Annotated in this window: 25 protein-coding genes; 4 read left to right on the forward strand and 21 right to left on the reverse strand. The window is 36.9% G+C overall.

The features are described 5' to 3' along the window. Window positions 1-261 precede the first annotated feature (261 nt). From IGL80_RS09555 to IGL80_RS09630, 16 genes are all read right to left on the reverse strand, one after another. Complete coding sequence (locus IGL80_RS09555) at window positions 262-504, reverse strand: hypothetical protein (protein WP_002360615.1); 243 nt, start codon at window positions 502-504, stop codon at window positions 262-264. Window positions 505-574: 70 nt separating this feature from the next. Continuing rightward, on the reverse strand, window positions 575-1006 hold the full coding sequence (locus IGL80_RS09560) for a universal stress protein (protein ID WP_002382001.1): 432 nt from the start codon (window positions 1004-1006) through the stop codon (window positions 575-577). Between the two features lie 52 nt (window positions 1007-1058). Next, window positions 1059-1364, reverse strand: a complete 306-nt coding sequence (locus IGL80_RS09565) for a hypothetical protein (RefSeq protein WP_002358136.1) — start codon at window positions 1362-1364, stop codon at window positions 1059-1061. Between the two features lie 17 nt (window positions 1365-1381). After that, window positions 1382-1579, reverse strand: coding sequence for a hypothetical protein (locus tag IGL80_RS09570; protein ID WP_002360617.1), 198 nt, complete (start codon window positions 1577-1579; stop codon window positions 1382-1384). 71 nt (window positions 1580-1650) lie between these two features. Then, window positions 1651-2040 carry a hypothetical protein gene (locus IGL80_RS09575; RefSeq protein ID WP_002358138.1) on the reverse strand — a complete coding sequence of 130 codons (390 nt, stop codon included), beginning with the start codon at window positions 2038-2040 and terminating at the stop codon, window positions 1651-1653. Window positions 2041-2044: 4 nt separating this feature from the next. Next, on the reverse strand, window positions 2045-3367 hold the full coding sequence (locus tag IGL80_RS09580; RefSeq protein WP_002386016.1) for a Y-family DNA polymerase: 1323 nt from the start codon (window positions 3365-3367) through the stop codon (window positions 2045-2047). A gap of 144 nt (window positions 3368-3511) precedes the next feature. After that, window positions 3512-4666: a multidrug efflux MFS transporter EmeA gene (gene emeA / locus IGL80_RS09585; RefSeq protein ID WP_002358140.1), complete on the reverse strand. Its 1155-nt coding sequence runs from the start codon at window positions 4664-4666 to the stop codon at window positions 3512-3514. Between the two features lie 192 nt (window positions 4667-4858). Next, a complete protein-coding gene (locus tag IGL80_RS09590; RefSeq protein WP_002378167.1) occupies window positions 4859-5299 on the reverse strand; it encodes a GNAT family N-acetyltransferase in 441 nt (146 codons plus the stop codon). A gap of 23 nt (window positions 5300-5322) precedes the next feature. Then, window positions 5323-6081, reverse strand: coding sequence for an aminoglycoside adenylyltransferase domain-containing protein (locus tag IGL80_RS09595; protein WP_002386017.1), 759 nt, complete (start codon window positions 6079-6081; stop codon window positions 5323-5325). A 30-nt stretch (window positions 6082-6111) separates the two neighbouring features. Beyond that, window positions 6112-6624, reverse strand: a complete 513-nt coding sequence (locus IGL80_RS09600; RefSeq protein ID WP_002393494.1) for a GNAT family N-acetyltransferase — start codon at window positions 6622-6624, stop codon at window positions 6112-6114. A gap of 66 nt (window positions 6625-6690) precedes the next feature. Then, a complete protein-coding gene (locus IGL80_RS09605) occupies window positions 6691-6990 on the reverse strand; it encodes a hypothetical protein (RefSeq protein WP_002404461.1) in 300 nt (99 codons plus the stop codon). 27 nt (window positions 6991-7017) lie between these two features. Beyond that, window positions 7018-7584 (reverse strand): kinase, encoded by a 567-nt coding sequence (locus IGL80_RS09610; protein ID WP_002386021.1) that lies wholly within the window; start codon window positions 7582-7584, stop codon window positions 7018-7020. A gap of 9 nt (window positions 7585-7593) precedes the next feature. Further along, window positions 7594-8598: a LacI family DNA-binding transcriptional regulator gene (locus IGL80_RS09615; protein WP_002360622.1), complete on the reverse strand. Its 1005-nt coding sequence runs from the start codon at window positions 8596-8598 to the stop codon at window positions 7594-7596. Window positions 8599-8604: 6 nt separating this feature from the next. Continuing rightward, a complete protein-coding gene (galT, locus tag IGL80_RS09620) occupies window positions 8605-10095 on the reverse strand; it encodes a UDP-glucose--hexose-1-phosphate uridylyltransferase (protein ID WP_002360623.1) in 1491 nt (496 codons plus the stop codon). Window positions 10096-10109: 14 nt separating this feature from the next. Continuing rightward, entirely contained in the window at window positions 10110-11099 is a 990-nt protein-coding gene (gene galE, locus IGL80_RS09625) for a UDP-glucose 4-epimerase GalE (protein WP_002379301.1), read from the reverse strand. 15 nt (window positions 11100-11114) lie between these two features. Further along, complete coding sequence (locus IGL80_RS09630; RefSeq protein ID WP_002386588.1) at window positions 11115-12278, reverse strand: galactokinase; 1164 nt, start codon at window positions 12276-12278, stop codon at window positions 11115-11117. 252 nt (window positions 12279-12530) lie between these two features. Here IGL80_RS09630 and galM point away from each other — a divergent pair, with 252 nt between their 5' ends. The 3 genes from galM (at window position 12531) to IGL80_RS09645 (ending at window position 14571) form a co-directional block, all read left to right on the forward strand. After that, entirely contained in the window at window positions 12531-13535 is a 1005-nt protein-coding gene (gene galM / locus IGL80_RS09635; protein WP_002399811.1) for a galactose-1-epimerase, read from the forward strand. Between the two features lie 130 nt (window positions 13536-13665). Next, window positions 13666-13812 carry a hypothetical protein gene (locus IGL80_RS09640; protein WP_002384758.1) on the forward strand — a complete coding sequence of 49 codons (147 nt, stop codon included), beginning with the start codon at window positions 13666-13668 and terminating at the stop codon, window positions 13810-13812. Window positions 13813-13932: 120 nt separating this feature from the next. Then, a complete protein-coding gene (locus IGL80_RS09645) occupies window positions 13933-14571 on the forward strand; it encodes a sugar O-acetyltransferase (protein ID WP_002379300.1) in 639 nt (212 codons plus the stop codon). Window positions 14572-14612: 41 nt separating this feature from the next. Here the strand turns inward: IGL80_RS09645 and IGL80_RS09650 are convergent, their stop codons facing one another. The 5 genes from IGL80_RS09650 to IGL80_RS09670 all read right to left on the reverse strand — a co-directional run bounded on the left by IGL80_RS09650 (window position 14613) and on the right by IGL80_RS09670 (window position 19951). Further along, the gene (locus IGL80_RS09650; RefSeq protein ID WP_002382065.1) at window positions 14613-15044 is read right to left on the reverse strand and encodes a VOC family protein; all 432 of its coding nucleotides are present in this window, start codon (window positions 15042-15044) and stop codon (window positions 14613-14615) included. Window positions 15045-15110: 66 nt separating this feature from the next. Continuing rightward, window positions 15111-15590: a GAF domain-containing protein gene (locus IGL80_RS09655; RefSeq protein ID WP_002360627.1), complete on the reverse strand. Its 480-nt coding sequence runs from the start codon at window positions 15588-15590 to the stop codon at window positions 15111-15113. 234 nt (window positions 15591-15824) lie between these two features. Next, on the reverse strand, window positions 15825-17042 hold the full coding sequence (locus IGL80_RS09660; protein WP_002360628.1) for an amidohydrolase: 1218 nt from the start codon (window positions 17040-17042) through the stop codon (window positions 15825-15827). Next, a complete protein-coding gene (locus IGL80_RS09665; RefSeq protein ID WP_002360629.1) occupies window positions 17039-18289 on the reverse strand; it encodes an amidohydrolase family protein in 1251 nt (416 codons plus the stop codon). Before IGL80_RS09665 ends, IGL80_RS09660 begins: the two co-directional genes overlap by 4 nt. After that, on the reverse strand, window positions 18290-19951 hold the full coding sequence (locus tag IGL80_RS09670; RefSeq protein ID WP_002360630.1) for a peptide ABC transporter substrate-binding protein: 1662 nt from the start codon (window positions 19949-19951) through the stop codon (window positions 18290-18292). Between the two features lie 380 nt (window positions 19952-20331). Between IGL80_RS09670 and IGL80_RS09675 the strand changes: the two genes are divergently transcribed. Beyond that, entirely contained in the window at window positions 20332-22002 is a 1671-nt protein-coding gene (locus IGL80_RS09675) for a PucR family transcriptional regulator (RefSeq protein WP_002358159.1), read from the forward strand. The last annotated feature ends 1 nt before the right edge of the window (window position 22003 follow it).

Below are 22003 nucleotides of genomic sequence, written 5' to 3' on the forward strand. Positions count from 1 at the left end.
TTTCTCTTTTTTATGGGAAATCTTCCCTATAAATGGAGACTCTTTTCAAGAGATTTCTTTTTACACCACCCGTTTCAAATGATATAAATGATATATAGAGTGTTTTAACTATGTGCAACATGATTAAAAGTTAACTGTTGGGGAGCAGTTAACTTTTTCTTTTTAACCACAAAAGAGAGGATCCGCTGTGAGAAATAACTGCAGTGGATGCTCCCTTTTGTATATTATTTATTTACTAGCCGATAGTTGAAAACTTTCCCGTTACTCAGTAGTATCGATTTTGTCTTCTTGACTATCTAAAGAACGGTAAACTTTTTCGTCGTAACTTTCCATGGAATTTTCATTTTTATGTTTCTGCTTATCGACCGTTTTATCGACTTTTTCTTTCTGTCGATCAATTGTTTTTTCCATCTCTTCGCCAGCCGAGGTACAACCACTCAGTAAAAGGAAACTTGTGAATAAAAACGCTGACAAGATAACTGTTTTTCCGATTTTTGTTTTCATAAACTCACCTCTCGTTTAATTTAAAAAAACGTCCCGATAAAACATTGTTTCCTTGATTATTTACTCACAATTAGCGAACGACTAAGACATTGCACAAAGCATGGTTAACCACATAATCTGTAGTAGAACCAATCAAGGTTCGTTGAATAGCACCTCTTCCCGTGGCACCTAGCACAATTAAATCTATGGCATAATTTTCAGAAATCGTATTGGCAAGATAACGTTTTGGGCTCCCAAGTTCAACAATTTTTTTGACTGTTTTTACACCAATTTCACTCGCTTGTTTTGCCTTTCCAGTGAGCATCTCTTCTGACTTGTGTTTTTCTAAATCATACAATTCTTCAAAAGAAAATGGACTCGTCGTAAATTCAGCATCATTAATAATTGTAGCTAAATAAAGAGTAGATTGTTCCTCTTTGGCAATCCTGACAGCTTCATGAAAAGCTTTTTCAGATTGATCTGAGCCATCAAGAGCAACCAAAATATGTTGATATACTGACATTTTATCCGCCTCCTTAACCAAATTAAGAATCAAAACTAACACAACAGCTGTGTTACATTTTAGTGGCTATCTGTTGTAATTTTTCCACGGTTAATGCTTGATAATTTGTTTCTTCAAGTAGTCCCGTTTGAATTTCAACAGAAACATCTTCCGTACATGTTTCTAAAAACATTGTGGCATAATCAAACTGTTGCTCTAAGAATGTTTCATACTCCAGTCGACAACGTAAAAATTCTTTCGCGGTATCCGAAACATGTAAACACATGCGGCGCTTATTCGCTTTCTTGGTTATCACAAAATAGGTTCCCTCTAAAATCGTGGTAATCTCTTCAATAATATACGCTGCATCTTTTACCATTCCGTCAATCCAGTCCTTTATTTGTTTTCAGTGTCGTTGCTTTTTTCTTTGTCGTCACTTAACAGCTCTTTAATTTTTTCACGATTGTCGTATAACTTTTTTCCTACGCCCACTAAGGCGCCGCCTGCCAATAACTTTGTTAAAAAGCCGCCATTTGCGTTTGTTTTTTTGCCATGGTGTCCTTTTAAATGATGTCCCATCCTAGCCACCTCCATAATTTTTATTTCTATTACCTATGAACATTATCTCATATGTTTTCACAAAACACACGTATAACAATAGTTTTTTAATCAAGGCTCGACCACTTTGTAAACTCATGACTTTTAATATGCCGAATCTCTTCAAATAAAATATGTGTATGTCCAACTTTTGCATACTCCATTGAACTCATCCCTTCAAAAACACCAACAATTGGCGGTTGAACACGGCCAAAATCATCCAATGTATTCAATTGGATTTCTAAAACCTGGTTATTTTTTAAAGACTGCTCTAAGTATTCTTCAATTTCTTCTGTTGTCTGTTGCGGTAAGCGTTCAAACGCTCTCTTAGAATATTCGTCAGAAGCTTCGATTCCTTCTTGTAACTCCCCCAATGCAAAAGCGGTCGCCCATTTCAGTTCAAAGGGCCGATCATGGTACTCATTATAAGGTGTAAATTCTTTTTTTGTTCGTTTCATGATGTTATCCTCCTAAACCGACATTTCCTCCAGCATGTCCACCGACTAATCCTGAACGATGAATTGCCGTCGCGCCTTCCAACAAAGAAGAGGCGTGAATTAAAGCTTGAAAGCCAAATTTTTGTCGGATTTTATCAATCAGATAGTTTAACTCCATTTCACTAATTTGCTCTTCTGGTTCCGAAAATAAATCTAATTGTAAAGATTCATTCCAAACTAATTTTCCATAAGAAAGCCCTAATTGCCGGACATCGGTTCCCGCTAGATAATGTTCTCTAAAAAGGGCTAATACATAGGTAATCAAAACTTTTGTATTGTTTGTTGCAGGAATCGTTTGTTGTTTTCGCCAACCAGTTCGTCCTTCACGGTCAATTTGTCCTTTGGAATAACCAACGTAGACTGTGATACATTCCGTTTGACAATGCGCTTTTCTTAAACGAGCAGCCACTTGTTCTGTCAGTTCCTTTAAGACTAGTTCAATCTGATCTCTTCGCGCATAATCTCTCGGTAAAATCTGACTATTCCCAAATGATTTTTCAGCTTTATGTGGTGCTTTTTTCCCTAAAAAGGTACGATCAATCCCCCATGAATGAGCATACAATTGAAGCCCCATCACGCCAAATGTTTCTTGTAAAAGATGCGGATTCGCTTGCGCTAACTCATATACAGAATCAATTCCTAAACGATTCAGTCGTTTAGCCATTCTGCGACCAATCCCACAAAAATCTGTCAAAGAAGGCAACTGCCAGACAGTATCTGGTACACGATCATACCGCCATTCTGCAATAAAATCTGGCGAATGTTTGGCGCCATTGTCCAACGCCAATTTAGCCAGTAACGGATTGTCCCCTATCCCAACGGTCACATAAATACCCACATGATTATAAACGACTCTTTGGATAATCCGAGCCATCTTATAGGCGGTTTCACAATGAAAATAACTTAAAGAAGCAGTTACATCAAGAAATGATTCATCTACACTAAACACAGAGTGATCTTCATCTGCGACAAACTTTTTATATAAATTATTGATTTCTTGATTTTTTTTCATGTACAAATTCATTCGTGGCGGAACCACATATAAATCAGGATGAGCGGGCACTTGATTTTTACGCGTAACATTTGAAACACCTAAAACTTTTTTTGCCATTGGCGATGCTGATAAAACTAATCCCCCCGCATTTTCGGCATTACTCATCACTACCAACATCGTTTTCAACGGATCTAACCCACGTTCTGCGCATTCTACACTAGCGTAAAAACTTTTGCAATCAATACAAAGAATATCGCGACTAGGTTCTTTTTCATAATCAAATTTCACAAACATCACCTCACTTGCAAAATCATTATACGAACAAACGTTCGATTAATCAAGCGAACACTGTTTATTTTTTTGTTTTTTTCAAGAACGGTCGGTGATCAAAAAAATAAGTATTCGGAATTATTATATTCCAAATACTTATTTTTTATTTTACATCTTATTTCGATTTAAAAATAACGATAAAAAGCCCGTTCCTAACAGAATTACTGCTGAAACATAATAAGGGAAAAAGTGATTGATATCAAATAAAGCTCCTGCTGCCATTGGTCCTAAAATATTACCAAAACTTGTAAATGTCGAATTTAGTCCGTTGATGGTTCCTTGTTGATCTCCAGCATGTTTGGATAAATAAGTAGTTACTGCTGGTCTAAACAAGTCAAACGCTAAAAAGACAATAAACGTTGAAAATACAACAACTAAATTATTTTTTGTAAAGGCAATCACGGCAATAAAAATGGCACTTGCAAAAAAGGTTAATTGGATTAAACCCATTTCACCTATTTTTTGGACGATTGCATCAAAGAAAAACAGCTGACAAATCAACGCTAAAATACCACTAACCGTAATCACGATTGCTATTTCACTTGTGGTAAAGCCAAAATTAATGGTCGCCATAATACTATAAATAGATTCGAACGCTTGCAGGCCAAAAGAGGAAATTAAGATAATCACAAATAATGAGGTAAACATTGGATTTCTTAAAATATCCATAAATGAACCTTTTTTCGCTTCAACAGCGGCTAAAATTCGTTTCTCTGGCTCCTTCAAAACAGTTAATGTCAAAATAAAACCAATAAACGCTAAAAATGCGGCCGCAAAAAATGGAGCGCGAATGCCTAAATAAGCAATAAAACCACCAACTCCTGGTCCGATAATAAAACCACCACTAATTGCAGCTGACACAAGCCCCATCGCTTTCGGACGTTCAGAAATCGTGGTCATATCTGCCACAAAGGCTGTCACTGACGGCATTAATAACGCGGCGGCAATCCCACCTAAACCACGAGAAATATAAAAACCGCTTTTCGCTTGGGCTAAACCAAATAATAACTCAGAAATTGAAAACACCAACATGCCCGTCGCAATCATTTTTTTCCGACCAATTTTATCCGAAAGGACACCTGCGATTGGCGATGTGATTAATTGGGCAATCGCAAAAATAGAAATCATCATTCCCATTGTGGTACCAGAAAAATGCATTTCTTCTTTTAATTGGGGAATTACGGGAATGACTAGGCCTACGCCTAGAAAAACAAGAAATAAGTTAGAAATTGCTAAGTACATCATACTATTTTTTTTCGTCATAATTTGCCTCCTCCATAAAAAAACAGCCATCAAAAATGGCTATTTCTGTTTCTTTGTATGTACTTTCTTTGACAGTGTTTCGGCTGAAACACTCGTTGAGTCATTGAGATACATTTTACACTAATTCACTGAAAATTTCACTAGTTTTTACTTATTTTTTTAAAGGAAATTGTTATTTTTTAAAGACATAACTTAAGTATCCAAGTATTTAATGAATCGCTTTTGTTTTTTATCAGAAACATAGCCAATGTGTTCATAAAATTGATGTGCTGCTGTACGCTGTTCCCCTGAATTTAAGCGAATCGCAGACAAGTTATACTTTTTAGCTTCCGTTTCTAGTTTCGTCATTAATTGTTTGCCAATTCCACGGCCTTCTGCTTCTTTTGCCACTGCTAACCCCAGAACGTTCAATAACGTTTGGGAATAAATTGTTTCATACAGTTGCGCATGCACATAGCCTAAAATCTTGCCTGTCTTCGTTTCTTCATAAACATATAAAAACTCTCTGTCACTGGCTAGTAGTAATTTCTCAATCTGTTTACAGGTCACGTCAACGGGAACTTCATAGCCCAATTGTTCTTTATTAATGATAGTTAACGCCGCTGCATCTGTTGGCTTCATTTTTCTAATCAAGGGTAACACCCTCCTTTACATTCTTACTTAAATAATAACGAAAGCGTAATATCCGCAAAATCATTTAATTCTGAATCATTGTATTGCTCTAACAAAACTGTTTCGCCTCGATACTCTTTTAAAGCTAGTTGTATCAGCGAATGATAATTAGTAGGAAAATGTACTAGGCCCCATTCCCCGCCAGCCCTTTTTGATAAAATTTTATTCTCTTGCTTAAACGCCATTACTCTACACAGATTTAAAATAACGTACATAGGTTGTTGAACAATTTCTTTTTTTGCCTCTTTCACATCAGCTACAATGCTTTCAAAATATTTCTTTTGATCTATCCAGCCAAAAACGGAATCAATCGGTTTTCCTACGAGTACTTTTCCATATAATTTTGTAATCATAAGATGTGCCACTAGATCCTCATCGTATCCCATCATATCTTCAATATATTTATTTTTATTAGTCAGATATCTGGAACGATGTATCGGAGAAAAATGTAAATCGAAGGGAATCGGATAACTCAAATTTATTGTATCTTTTAATTGTAGCACATGGAATTCTATCCCTTTTTTTGGTGCCCACTTATCTAAAATATTAATTGTATAATCTAATAATTGTTTCTTCTCATCAATAGTAAGCTTTTCATAAACCACAATCAGTACATCCAAATCACTTACTGAATGACAATAGGTTCCAAAAGCATAAGAACCATGAAGATATATTCCAACTAAATTTTCTTTTATTATTTTCATATATCCATTTTCCATTTGAGCTAATAATTGATGAACCACGATTATTCCTCCATTATTGATTGACAATTGCTATAGTTTTTTCGATAAATAAAGAACTAACGCATCATCATTAACACACCGATCGTTTGGTTTCAGCTGCTTATTTTGAAACCAAACTCCTGAACCATCTGGCACATATCCTTGTTTGATATATAATCTTTGCGCTGCACCATAACCAGGATGCAGGCCTACTCCCAAGGAAACAGTATCTGCATAACTTTTGGCAACATTTTCTGCACGATTTAATAATAACCGCCCCACTCCTTGTTTTTGAAATGGCAAGAATACATTGAAATCAGCTATTTCAGGATATAAATTTTTAAAAGGTCCTTCCTTAGCTAATGGCAGTAACGTCACATAACCTAACAGCGTTGCCTTTTTCTCCGCTACAAAAACCGTTCGTTGCTTGACTAATTGTTCTTCTAAATAGTTCATTACAATCTCTTGGCGACTTGGCCAACCTTGTTGGACAAATTGAGTATCCAGCGCTAAGATATCTTTCTCTTGCATTTCTCTAATAACCACTAGCTCAGACATTAGCATTCCCTCCCGAAAAGCGTTTTCATTTTATAAAACGAAGCGAATAATTCTTCGCTCCCTTATTCATTTTCAAAAACCATCGAGTTGATGATATTTGGGCAAAACAGCAACACATGTTTTTTCTGAATTAACAGCAATAACGAACCCTTGCCATAAGGACCACGTCACCGCTTCACCTAATTTCTCTTTCACTCGTTGAATCATTTCAGCTTGCGTTAAGTATCGTGCAGGAAAATGTTGAACTTTATCGTTACTGATTAAAAAAATAAATGATTCTGAAAAAGCTGTCATGACTTCAGGTGGTAAATTTTTTAATCGTTCTTGGTAATCCATTGAAACCACTCCTTCTTTTTTATCATACCACAACATCCATTTCTCTAAAAAGCGCAGCACTTACTACTGAATATCTGCTAAAATTTGCCTGATAATCTGCTTTTCAGACAGTTGTTCAGATAACCGCTGTTCTCCCGCAAGCCCTAAATAATCTTCTGGTAGCCACCAACGTTTCATTTCCACGACACCAAATTCTTGATTCTTGTTTCTCTGGCTATGTCTTTTCAACGTTTCTTCAAAAGAAATATCAAAATAATAAACCTGAACGTTTCCTTCAAAGAGATGGATTATTTCCTGAAAAAAGGAATGATAAATGGCTTTTTGAAAAATCCCTTCAACAATCACATACTGGCATTCTTGATACCCAAAAGCTACCAACTGTTTTAACAAAGCAATACTTAGATTACCTGTTTCATCTTTAACACGAAGCATTTCTCTGCGCACCACATCTTGAGAAATCAATAACGATTGTTCTTTAAGACACTGATGAAGCGCGTTAGCTATCGTTGTTTTACCACTACCAGAATTACCACGTAAAATAATTAATTTCGGTTGCATCTGTTTCCCTCCATTTTCTTGATTGTTGAAAACCAGCAGAAAAGAGCAAAAAACTTGGAAAAAACTCTCCAAGTTTTGCTGTTATTTTGATGAATGTTTCGTTGAATCTCGCTGAATGAATTCCGTTCCGACAATAATTTTTCTAGGAACTGGTGGGGTATTCAAGCATAACTCTTTCATTGTCTCAACGGCTAGCTCACCCATCCATTCAGTATGAACTTTGACTGTTGTTAATGTGGGTGAAACATATTTTGCGACACTAATATCATTAAAACCAATGATAGAAATATCTTCTGGCACACGAATGGCTGCTTCTTGTAACGCCCGCATCGCACCAATTGCCAACGTATCACTTGCAGCGAAAAAAGCGGTTGGACGAGTGTCCGCTTTTTCAATAAAGTCTTTCATCGCTTGATAGCCTTCTTCAACAGAAAAAGCTGCTTCGACAACCCATTCTTGATGATAAAGGTCCAAATCTTTTAAGGTTTCTTTAAAAGCGACAAAACGTGGATCAACCAATGCCACGCGGGACTCTTTCGTATATTCTTGCCCAGAAAGCATACCGATTTTCTGATGCCCTTGCGCCAAAAATTCTTGCACAATTGTTTTAACACTTCCAGCAAAATCAACAACAATGGAGTTTTGGCCAAAAGCCATTGCATCAAAGTCTACAAATAGAAGAGGTGCGCCTAAGGCGGCTAAGGCCGCCACTTGCTTTTCATCAAATTTTCCTAGGGCAATTGTCCCATCAAATCTTTTTTGAGACAGGTTTGTCAGAGATTCTTTGACTAAAAGAAAACCCAATTCCTCTGCCCGCTTTTCAACACCTAAACGAATCGATAAATAGTAAATATCATCCAGTTCTTCTGGATCGCTGAACCATTGGACAAACCGAATTTTCTTTTTGCCTGCTTGTTTTTTTCTGGCTCGCTTTTTATAATTTAACGTTTCTGCTGTTTCAAATATTTTCTTCTTCGTTTCATCACTAACTGATAATGTTTCATCATAGTTCAAAACTCTCGAAACTGTCGCTGAAGAAACACCGACTTGCTCTGCTATATCTTTAATGGTTACGATGTTCCTCACCTCAAATTAATCATTTTCAATACATTGAATAAATCGTTCAAAAGCACGACGGCCTTCTTCGTCACGTTTAAAGACACCGGCATCTGTTAAAATTTGAACAAAAATTGTCCCAATTCCTTGTTGGATCACTTCTTTGACATTGGCTTCAGTGATGGTTTGCTGACTGAGTTCATCCGCCCAAGCTCGATGACTTTCAGCAATTTGATTGGGTTGCTTTAATAAATACTTTTCGACTTCTCTTAATTCTTGTGCCAGCCTTGGTGGCAAAATAGCTAGTCCCATTACTTCAATTAAGCCAATATTTTCTTGCTTAATATGTTGTACTTCTGGATGTGGATGAAAAATGCCATCTGGAAATTCCTCCGAAACATTATTATCTCGTAAAACTAAATCCAATTCAAATAATGACCCTTTGCGTCGAGCAATTGGCGTAATCGTATGATGCGGTGTGCCATCTTCTGAATAGGCCCGAACTGAGACTCGTTCATCAGAATAATTGCGCCATTTGGTCAAAATTAATTCGGCCGCCTCAACGAGTTCCTCTTGATGATCACTTTGAAGACGAATCACAGACATCGGCCATTTTAAAATACCCGCAGTTATCTCAGGATATTTTTTCAAAGAAAATCTTTTTTCCATTGGTGCTAAATCCATTGGAAATGTATGACGTCCTGCTTGGTAATGATCATGAGATAAAATAGAACCACCAACAATTGGCAAATCTGCATTAGAGCCCACAAAATATTCAGGGAATAACTCCGTAATTTTAAGGAGCCGCTGGAACGTTTTTTTCTCGATTTTCATTTCTCGATGTTGTTGGTCCAAGAAAATCGCATGCTCATTATAGTAAGCATATGGCGAATATTGAAAGCCCCAAGCTTCGTCCTCTAAATTTAGTCGGATAATCCGATGGTTTGTCCGTGCTGGATAATTCACACGACCATAATAGCCTTCATTCTCCATACATAACATACACGCTGGATATTTTTTTTGACTCATTTTCTTTTCAGCCAAAATTTTTCGAGCATCCTTTTCTGGCTTCGATAAGTTAATGGTAATTTCTAGTTTACCATAGGGTGAGTCCATTGGGAAAATAATATTTTTGGCGATTGCTTTCGTTTTAATGTAGTTATTCGTTTTACATAACTGATAAAAATAATCCGTTGCTTTTCGTGGAGACTCTTGATAATAATCCATAAACTTCCGATTAATGATGGTTGGGGTCGGCGTAATAAAATCCATTAACTCCGCTTCTAGTTGTTCTGCTTCCGTAATTGAGTCATCGATTTGGTGATTGGCTTGTGCAATATTTAAAAGATGTTCCACCACACGCAACGGTTCTTGCTCACAAGCAACCGCTTCTGGTTGTTCAAAAAAATCACAGCCAACTAGTTTGGCAATCCGATTCGTCAAATAATAGCGGTCTGTTTCCGTCCAATCGCCATTTTCTATGATTATCTCTACAAATGCAGCAATCCATTTACTACTTTCTTTCATCATCTGATGTTCTCCTATTCATTATAGCCTTGAGGATGTTTCACATGCCATTGCCAAGCGGTGGCGATAATATCCTTGACCTCAGTTACTTCTGGTTGCCAGCCTAAAACTCGTTTGGCTTTTTCACTAGAAGCAATTAACGTACTAGGATCCCCTGCTCGGCGTGGGGCGATTGTCGCAGGAATTTCTTGACCTGTCACTTCGCGAGCAGCATCTAACATTTCTTTAACAGAATAGCCGTTGTTGCTACCCAGGTTAAAGACGTCACTTTCGCCGCCATTTTTCAAGTATTCTAAAGCCAAAATATGTGCTGCAATCAAGTCTTCAATGTAAACATAATCTCGAATGCACGTGCCATCTGGTGTATCATAATCATCCCCAAAAATACTTAGCTCTGCTCGTTGGCCCAATGCCACTTGTAAAATAATTGGCACAATATGCGTTTCTGGCGTGTGATCCTCACCAATTGAGGCATCTTTTTTTGCTCCTGCAACATTAAAATAACGCAAAGCAACATATTTCATTTCATAAGCGTTGTCGCACCATTTCATGATTTTTTCCATCATTAATTTACTTTCCCCATACGGGTTTTTAGGATTCGTTGGGGTTTCTTCTGTAATAGGCATTGCTTTTGGTTCGCCATAAGTGGCCGCTGTGGAAGAAAAAACAATGTGTTTCACTCCGAATTCTTGCATGACTTCCAAGGCAATTTGAGTGCCGTGAACATTGTTATTGAAATACATTAACGGTTTCTCCACGGATTCTCCTACTAAAGAATTGGCCGCAAAGTGCAACACCCCTTCAATTGATTCCTTTTCAAAGACACTACGTAAAAAAGCTTTATCACGAATATCGCCTTCATAGAAAGTCGCTTGTTCATGAACTGCTGAACGATGCCCCGTTAATAAATTATCAACAACAACAACGGCATAGCCTTTTGAAATTAATTGATCGACGGCATGTGAGCCGATGTAGCCTGCGCCACCTAATACTAAAATAGACATTTAAAGCCTTCCTTTCTAAAATAACTTTCTGGCACCATCATCAATTGATGCAGGATAAAAATCAGCAGCATAGCCAATTTTATCTTGATAACTCTGGCCAACAGCTTCAATAAATGCATCTATATTTTGCTTTGGTACCAAAGCAATACTACAACCGCCAAACCCTGCACCAGTCATCCGTGCGCCCAAAACGCCTGGTTGTTCTTGCGCACAAGCCACTAAGGTATCCAACTCAATGCCAGTTACTTCGTAATCTTCTTTTAGCGAACGATGTGAGGCATTTAATAATAAGCCAAATTCTTCCAAATCCCCTTCAGTTAGCGCTTGTTTTGCCAATAAAGTTCGTTCATTTTCTGTGACGGCATGACGCGCTCGTTTAATCAACGCTGGATCTCCAATCAATGCTTGATATTGTTCAAATGTCTCGCTGTCTAATTCACCTAAAAATTCAATAGATAACTCTTTTTGAAGCAAACGAACGGCTTCTTCGCATTCTGCACGACGTTCATTATATTTTGAATCTGCTAATTCACGGCGTTTGTTAGTATTCATAATGACAATCGTATACTCACCTAATTTGGCGGGAACCATTTCATAGTGCATATTATTGGTATCTAGTAGAATAGCTTGATCTTTTTCTCCCATCCCTACGGCAAATTGGTCCATAATTCCTGAATTAACGCCAATAAATTCATTCTCCACTTTTTTACCGATTTGCACCAATTCAAGCATTGGACAGTGTAAAGCATATAAATCATTACAGATCGTTCCCATTAAAAGTTCAATAGAAGCAGAAGAAGACAAGCCAGCACCATTAGGAATCGTACCGTAGAAGAGCACATCTAAGCCAGAATCAATATTGTGTCCGCTTTCAATCAAGTAATTTAAAACGCCTTTAGGATAATTTGCCCAATCATCTGAATCTGAATAGGTTAAATCTTCTAATGAAAATTCGATGAGACCAACCTCTTTAAAATTATCAGAAAACATCCGAATTTTTTGGTCGTCTCTTTTTCTTGCCACACCAAATGTCCCTAAAGTAATAGCCGCTGGGAAAACATGACCGCCATTGTAATCTGTATGTTCACCAATCAAATTAATTCTTCCAGGGGCAAAATAACAGGCTGTCCCTTTCTCACCAAATATTTCTACAAATCGATTCATTAACAGTTCTTCCATCACTAATCGCTCCTTTCACTAGTAAACAAATTGTACAATATTTACTAAACTTTTGCAAATGTTTACTTAATATTTTCTTAATTGTCATTTCAATTGAAAACGTGTACAATACAATTAAATAAAGATTTATTTTCTTAGCATTTCTTTTTGACTATTTAAATAATCTAAACAACAAAGTTAAATTTACTAAATATTTACTTAAAGGAAGGATTGATTATTTTGACTATTTCAACTGAATCATTTGGACAAGGAATGCTTCTTTACACACTGACGAATAAAAATGGTGTGACTTTAAAAGCAACAGATTTTGGTGCGCGAATTGTTGCGCTCGACGTTCCTCTTACAAAAAATGAATCCCGATCACTCGTGCTAGGCTTTCCCTCAGCAGATGAATATTTGTCTAAAGACTTATATTTTGGTGCAACAATTGGTCGAACAGCTGGCCGAATTGCCGATGGCTCCTTTGAACTAGCGGGTAAAAAGTATCAAACGATGATTAATACTCCTACTCAAACAACACTTCACGGTGGCACACCTGGGTTTGAAAGTAAAAAATGGCACAGCGAAATCCAAGAGGCACAAGCGAATCCTTCTGTGAAATTTTGGCTAGAGAGTCCTGCTGGTGAAAATGGTTTTCCTGGAAATCTCACTGTTTCAGTCACGTATACATTGACTGAAGAAAATGAATGGCAAATTGAGTATCAGGCAACTACAGATGAACAAACACTTTTTAATCCAACCAATCATGTCTACTTTAATTTAACTGGAAATCCTACAATCCCCATTGATGCGCATGAGTTACAAATAAATGCCCAAAAGTTTGTCCCGCTTGATGAAAGAGTTTTACCGCTTGGAGAATTAGCTTCCGTCGACCAGACAGCTTTTGATTTACAAAAACCTAAAAAATTAGCTGAGGTTTTTTCAAGTAACGATGAACAAATCCAAAAGATGAACGGCTTCGATCACCCTTTCATCTTAACCAATCATGATTTAATTAACCCGGATGTTATCTTAAAAAGTCCTACTAAAGATATCACCTTAGAGATGTTCACTGATCAACCTTCAGTTGTTATTTTTTCAGCAAATTTTGCTGATAACGGTCCCGATATTCAAGGGCAAAAATTAGTCAATCACGGAGCGCTCACATTTGAAACCCAAGTCTGTCCTGGTGCTGAAAGATTTCCGTTGTTCGGTTCTATCACCCTCTCACCTGAACAGGAATTTCACTCAACGACCCGTTTCAAACTAATTTATTAAGTGAAATGGTGCTCTTAACCAAGCTTATCTTCGAACTAAAAAAGATAAGAATGGTTAAGAGCACTTCTATTATTTGACATTTTTAATCGCTCCATTTACACTATTTTCAATTAGAAAGGCGGTGATGTCTATGTATGCAATCAAATTTTTTCATGGCTATTTAACTGCAGATGGTAAACGTACGCGAGATAAATCAGGTTGTTTAGTTTACCACTCTGAAAAAGAAGCACAAAAATTAGCAGATAAAATTGGCGGGAGAGTTAAAAAAATTGGATAACCTTAGATAAAGGATAGATAAGCAAGGCTATTTTGCTATCTGTCCTTTTTTATTTTACATATTCCTCGACTTATTGTATTGATTTGATACAATAGAGAAAAAGCCTAAAGGAGCGCTTACATGAAACAAAATGACTTTGATTATATGCAAATGTTAAAAGGTGAATTATATTACGCCCCCACCATTTTACCCGAAAACAAATCAACAAAAGGCAAGGTGTTAGCTCAAAAAATCAATCAACTTCCTATCGATAATGTGAAAGAAATTGTGGCCCTAGAAAAAGAATTATTAGGAAAAACTGGCAATGAGTTATATATCACTCCACCCCTCCATGTAGATTACGGTCGCCATATTGAGGTAGGAGAAAATTTTTATGCAAATATGGATTGCATTTTTTTAGATGTAAACAAAATCATCTTCGGTGATAATGTCATGGTTGGCCCTCGTGCTAGTTTTTATACTGCCGGCCATCCAATTGATCCAACGATTCGAACTGCAGAATTAGAATTCGGTACGCCAATTATTGTTGAAGATAACGTGTGGATTGGCGGAAGTGCCACCATTTTACCTGGCGTTACAATTGGAAAAAATGCTATTGTTGCTGCTGGTGCTGTGGTTACAAAAGACGTTCCTGCCAACACGATTGTTGGGGGTAATCCAGCAAAAGTCATTCGCAAAATTGATGAAAACGATCAGCAATTTTGGACAGAAAAGCAACGGCAGTATCAAATCGCTAAGAAGCAATTCTTTCATGAATAAAAAATCCCCAATCCAATGAAAATAACGGATTGGGGATTTTTTTAATCTTCTTCATAATAATTAAACATCCAATGGATGCCAAACTGATCTTTTAGGGAACCATACTTTTTGGACCAAAAAGTTTCAGATAACGGCATTGTAACAGTGCCACCTTCAGATAATCGCTTAAATAAGCGATCAATTTTTTCATCATCATCTGTGCTAACCACGAGCGAAAGGTTATTTCCTTCCGTAACTTCAAAACCAAACATATCAGGAACATCTGAAATCATTACATAGGTTCCTTCAATAATGATACTTGCGTTCATCACTAAATCCTTTATCTCGTCGTTTATAGGATGCTCAGGATCTTCAGGTGCTTCGCCAAAAGTCATTAAATTTTGACATTTTGTATCAAAAACATCTTCATAGAACGCAATTGCTTCTTTTGCTTCACCTTTAAAATTTATATACAGCTCTAACAAATGACTCACCTTCTTTCATGATCAAATTTTATACTTTATTTTCTCATGATTTGTCAGAAAGCAAAAATAGTCTGCTTAAAAATCTGATTTTTCTAGCAATAAGGTAACAAATTTTTCCAAATACAGTTGGTCAACCGCATCATAGCTATTTGTTACACCACTATCAATATCTAAAACACCGACCAATTGATGATTTTTTACCATCGGTACAACGATTTCAGACATCGCAGCTGAGTCACAAGAAATATAATTAGCGTGTGTCTTCACGTTATCAACAATCAATGTAGCTTGTTTTTCCGCGGACTCACCACAGACACCTTTGCCCATTTTAATTCTGGTACAAGAGACTTTCCCTTGAAAAGGCCCCAAGACTAATTCTTCATCTTTATATAAATAATACCCAGCAAAAACGGTATCTGGTAATGTTTGTGCAAGTAACGCGGACGAGTTTGCTAAATTTGCAATAGCATCCGTTTCTATTTCTAACAAACCGCTCAATTGTTGTAAGCACAATTCGTAGGCTGCTTTTTTGTTTTCTCTCGTTTGTTCAGTCATGCTTGGTTCATCTCCTTCATTTTGTCTTATTATAAAGGAAGATACGCAAAAGTGCTATGTTAAAGTGAGTCAAACAAACTTGAAACGCTGATCCACGTTGTGAGCAGAAGCACTTTATAAGGATTAAACTGTGACGAGTAACCGCTGGACTGACACTATGCGTTGCTCAGAGCTGAACCCTGTTTCCTCTGTTTGGCTTTTTAACATTCTATTTCTACCTAATTTTAAAGCAAGTTAAACCCATTGTCCTTTCAACATAATCTTGCGTTTCTGCGGTTTTCTAGCAATCACTTCTGCTGTAGAAGCTGCTTCTGTAAAGATAAAGTTTGCTTCGTCGCCTTCTGTAAACCAAAGACGTTCTTCTTCAAATGAAAAAGGTGCTTCTTTGCCGCAGCCATGGACGTAAGCTTGAGTAAGTTGCTCTTCTGTAATCTTTCCTGTCATTTCACAAAAATTACGTAATTTTTCAAATAAATCACCTGAAACATTAGAACTCCAAGAGTCAAAAAAGCCATCACTACCTAAAAGAACCGATACACCAGCTTGGCGTAACACATCAATTGGTGGCAATAAATAACGAGGATCATAGGGAATTGTAGACATAATCGCCGTTTGATGCGTTGCCAAGCGTTGGTATAGTTTTTCTTTTTCTGCTGGTCGTACATCTAGCAGCGCAAAGGCGTGACTGATAGCGGTTCGCTGAGTAAATTTTCGTTCTTCTAAAATGTCTAAAAATTTATCAATTGTATAAACGCCCACTTCCCCCGTATCATGCAAGTGGATATCGATTCCTACTTGAAATTCTTCTGCCAGATCGAAAATAGTTTCTAAAGATTCTTCAATTGCATAATCAATGCCTGCAGGATCTAAACCGCCAACCATTGTTCCACCATTTTTTAGGGCTTCTTTCATGAGTAAAACCGTTTGGGGATTTTTTAATAATCCATGCTGTGGAAAGACAACAATATCATAATCAATCACATGCGCATATTTTTCTAAGGCTCTTTTGACGCCCCAGAAGTTTTCTAGTTCTACATAAGGATCAATGTTGACATGTGTCCGAATATAAGAGGCTCCATAACCAATCAATTTTTCAATCATGGCCGTCGCTCGTTGTTCTGTTGACGGCGCTAACAATTTAAGTTCACTGGCTTCGTCTGCTAAACGCTCTTTTAAATTTTTAACAGGTTGGCTAGCACGCCAGCCTAATGAAAGGTAGGTTTTATCTAAGTGATTATGGCTCTCTTGAAAAGCGGGAATAGCCAGTTGTCCGTTTAAATCAGTGCCTTGTTGCTTTTCAGTGACTTGATTTTGCGGAATAATCGCTTGGATTTTGCCTTCTTGAATCGCTAAAGTATAGCGTGCGGTTTTAGTATACGTTAATTCGTGGTGGTCTTTAGCAAAACCAGTTTCTAAACGAACATTATTCAAATAAACAATGGATGCTGTCATTCTTTTTCCCCCTTTTGAACGGCTTCAACCAGTTGTCCTTTTAGTATCAGTTGTTGGATTGGCTGTTGGCGTGCAATCACGTGAGCAGTGCTCTCAGCATTAAATAGTAGGAAATCTGCAGAATCGCCGACGTTAGGCCAAACTCGCTGCCCGTTAGGATCAAGAGGCGTTACAAAATTACTCGCTAAGCCCCATAAACGATTCAAGCGATACTCATCGCTAATTTTAAACCTTTGAGCGGCTGTATTTAATTTTTCTATTGTATTGCCACTGCCAAAAGGCGACCAATGATCCGTCAAACTGTCATGAGCCACGGAGATCTTAACACCTTGTTCAACCAAGGTTGGAATCGGCATGGTGGGCATTCCAATTGGTACAGTCGAAGTCAAATCAATACCTGTTTCGATGAATTTTTGCGCAATGTCTCTAATTGCTGCTTCTTCTAAGCTCCCTAAGGCTAAAGCATGACTTAAAGTAACTTTGCCAAACATTTTTGCTTGTTCTGTATAATCAACAAATTTATTAAATTCATAAAGTCCCAAAGTATCACGGGCGTGTAAATGAACATCAATTTTTTTATTAAATGTGGTAGCTAATTCAAATATTTTTGCAATTGAATGATCCACATGACGATCCACAAGGGCTGGATCAACGCCACCGACATGAGTTGCCCCCATGCGTAAGGCTTCGCGCATCAAAGGTTCGACTTGTGAGCGGAGTAATCCGTGTTGAGGAAAAGCCACAATTTCATGAGTAATGTATTGTTCATATCGACTAAATGCTTCTTTAGTAATTTCAATATGTTTCGTTCCAATAGATGGATCTACATTACAATGACTGCGAATATGATAATGGCCTTGTTGAATATACTGCTCAATAACTTGGCAAGCACGTTCTAAACTAGTTGGTAATTGTTCAGGTAACAGCCAAGTTTCTTCTTCAATACGTGTTAAAATTCCTTTCGTTAGTGGACGACAGGCCTTCCAAGGTCCCCCAAAATACGTTTTATCAATATGAATATGCATTTCTCTTAGAGCAGGTAAAACGAGTTGCTGATTCACATCCATAACTGTTTCGTTCTCTAAAGGCCTTAACTGCGGTGCGACCGCAGTACAGACCTCGTTTTCAATTCGAATATCATAGCTAGCTGTTTCTGTCGCAACAATTCGCTGATTCACAGTAGAAAATCCTGTTTCTAATTTACAGTTTTTTAAAAGCATGACAAACCCCTTCCTACCTTCATTCAATTAGTTAACATAAGCCCATTTTAAACTGTACGTAGGTCCAAATGAATGCCAATACATATCCTTGATTTTTTGATTAGCTAATACAGAAATGCTTCGATTGTAGATTGGTGCTAAAACCGTTTCCTGATTCACCAAAATATCTTGTGCTTGAGCAAAGTCATTTAAACGAGCCTCTTGATCAGCCGCATGTGTTGTTCTAGTTTCTTGAATTAATTGATCATACGTATCACTCTTGAACGTTACGCCGCCCAAGGTACTATCCGAAGTAAAGATGCGCATAACTGTTAATGGATCACGATAATCGGTTCCCCAACCAGATAATTCTAAATCATAGTCTCTCGTTTGATCACGATCAACACGAATAGTAAAAGGAACTTGAGTAACATTCACTTCTAATCCATCTAGATTTTCTTCCAATTGAAATTGGAAAAACTCAGCAGCTTTTTTGGCGCTGTCTGTATCATCTGTTAAAAATTCTAATTTGATTTTATCCAGCCCAATTTCTTTTTTCCCTTTTTCCCAGAATTCTTTTGCTTTCGCTGTATCGTAGGTTAAGTAGTTATTTTTCTTAGCAGCTAGTTTTGTGAAATCTGTTCCATCTGGCGCAATCGTTTGTCCCGGCGGAATTACTTGATCTGTAGCCGTTGATTGATCTTGCAAGACTTCTTTTACAAAACTTTCTTTATCAAAAGCTTGTGCCAACGCTTTACGAATATTGTTGTTCGCTAAAGCCGGATTTTCTTTTCCATCACGAACACTGTTCATTTTTAAAAAGTATGTGACGAATTGAGGAATTGAAAGAAAGGCTGGATTATCAACATAACCAGGAATAAATTCACCACTTAGCTTATTCACTACATCCAATTCATTCGAGTCAAACAAATTCACCGCTGTCGTTGGGCTCTTAATTACTGAAACTTTTGCTTCTGATAATTTAACTTTTTCAGCATCCCAATACGTATCATTTTTTTCGTAGGTCCAGTCATCAGAAGAGGCATTATCCCATTCTTTCAATTTAAAAGGACCATTATAAATCAAATGTTCTGCATCAGTGGCATATTTATCCCCTTGTTCTTTGATATATTTTTCATTTTGTGGAAACAAAACAGGAAACGAAAGTAATGATTTAAAATAAGGGGTGGGCCGTTCTAAAGTTATTTCTAACGTTTTATCATCTAGCGCCTTAACCCCAAGAGTATTCACATCTGCGCCTTCTAAAGCAATTTCCTTAGCATTTTTAATGACATCAAAAAATAACGCTTGATGAATCGATCCTGATTTAGGGGAAGCAACTTGTTGCCATGCATAAACAAAGTCATTTGCTGTTACTGGATCATCATTCGACCATTTGGCATCTTCTCTAATCTTAAATGTATAAACGGTTTCATCTTCAGAAATTGCTGGTTCTTCGGCAGCGACCCCCAACTCTAATTCATCTTCTTTACCTAAAACATAGAGTCCTTCATAAACTTGATTCATGACTAAAGTCGAGGTCGTATCCCCCGCTGTGTGTGGTTCCATTGTCGAAATAGCCGCTTCAGAACTAATTGCAATTTTTTGTTCCGCTGCTTTGTTACTATCAGCCGAGTTTCCCGTTCCCGCCTGACAAGCCGTTAAAGCTAAAAGCAAACCGACGCATCCTAACATTTTTAATTTTTTCATACCGATCCCTCCATTTTACAAACTATAACCTTCAAAGTTACCAGAATTTTCTGATAAAATATAGAAAAAGAAGCATATCTGATAAGAGTCTCAAAAAACTTACAGATTATAGAAATACTTGAGAAATTTAAAGTAGCTGAAACAATAGTAAAAGCATTAAAAATTAAGTATACTATTGCTATATCTTTAAACGATGCGTTTCTATAGGTTGTAAGCGCTGATTATTCTTATTTGGTCACTTGTGACTACCAATCACGTGATGACTTGGAACTTTTTTCTATTAGTATAAGGATACCTTATTTTCCCTAAAATAGTTTTGTAACATCTTACAATAAATACACTTAATTTTTAGATAATTCATACAAAAGGAGGCCTTGCTAATGATGACGGTCAATGATCTACTCCATGCAGAAGAACTACCTGGTTTAACCTTATTGACGCACGAGACCAATTTAGATGCGCCAATTCTACAAGCAAATATTTTAGAAAATCCTGATGCTTTTGACTGGTTAACGCCAGGAGAAATTTTATTAACTACCGGCTATATTTTCAAAGATCAGCCTTGCTTGCAAAAACGTCTTATTCAAGAACTAGCAAATATGAACTGCGCTGCTCTAGGCTTTAAAGTCCAACGTTATTTCAATGAAGTTCCACAAGAGATGATCCAATTAGCGAATGACGTCGGATTACCAATTCTCTCAATCCCTTATAATTACAACTTTTCTCAAATTATTTCATTGGTCAATCGCCGAGTCAATCAACCTGACGAAACGATTAGCCAACATTCTGTTCATATGCATAATAAATTTTATACAATTATCAAAGCTGGCGGAAAAAGTACCCAATTACTGGAAGTATTAAGTGCCGCGATTCAAGCGCCTGTAATGCTTTTAGACGAGCGTTTTCAGATTATGAATCATTTTGATTTACCTGATGCGCCAACAAGAATCACCAGTATTTTAAACAACGCGACTCTCAAAAAACAGTTTGAGACAGCTTTAAAAGCCCAGAACAATGAGCTCCTATTATTTTATAAAGAACCATTGACTGTTGAATTTTCCTTAGCGAACCATCAGTTATCTTTGCGAATTTTACCCATCAAAAAGAAAAATCTCAGCTTATCTTACTTAGTGATTTGGCAAACTACCAAAAAATTACAGACGATTGATTTATTATCTGTGGAGGTCTGTGCTCACTACCTTTTACCACAACTTCAATTAGAATCTTCGGAAAATTTAACAACGAGGCAAAAGATCGGGGCGCTGTTTCAAGACCTTATCCAAGAGAAAAATACCAATCCTCAAGCTTGGCAAGAATTTAGTAATTATCTGCAATTAAATGAAAAAGATACATTTAGTCTCTTGCTTGTAGCCATTGAACAATTGGAACAACTGTTTAATCCGACTATTCAAATGAATAGCATTGGCCATCAATTGAATCATATTTTAGAAGGATATCGACAAAAAATTACTGCCTTTCCTACACAAACTGGCTTTATTTTATTACTAGAAAATCCAGCGCAAGAGGAAGCCACCTACCTTGCACAAACCACTCATCTTGCCAAGAATTTACTAGAGCAACTAATGAAACTGAATCCAAAATTATCATTTAAATTAGCGATTGGGCCAACTGTCAAAAAAATCACCAATCTGTGTGATTCTTATAAATTAGCACAAGAAACATTCCACTTAGCACAAGCAAGTCAAGAATTACAACAACGAACTATTTTGAATTATGACGACCTCTTTTTTTATCGTTTAATGATCGAAACCCTGACCAAACAAGCCAAACAAAAAATATATCAACGATTGATTGAACCATTGGAAAAAGAAGATCAAAAACATGAAAGTTCCCTACTAGAAACCATCAACACCTACTTTCAGTCGAATAAAAATATTTCGTTGACTGCCACAAATATGTATGTACATCGTAATACAATTATTTACCGCTTAAAAAAAATAGAAGAGATTCTTCACTTAACTTTAGAATTTCCTGATAGTTCGCTACAACTAAGTTTGGCTGTTTATTTATATAAACAAAAATTACTATAAA

The organism is Enterococcus sp. DIV2467a, from assembly GCF_050532945.1.
GTDB classification, from domain to species: Bacteria; Bacillota; Bacilli; order Lactobacillales; family Enterococcaceae; genus Enterococcus; species Enterococcus faecalis.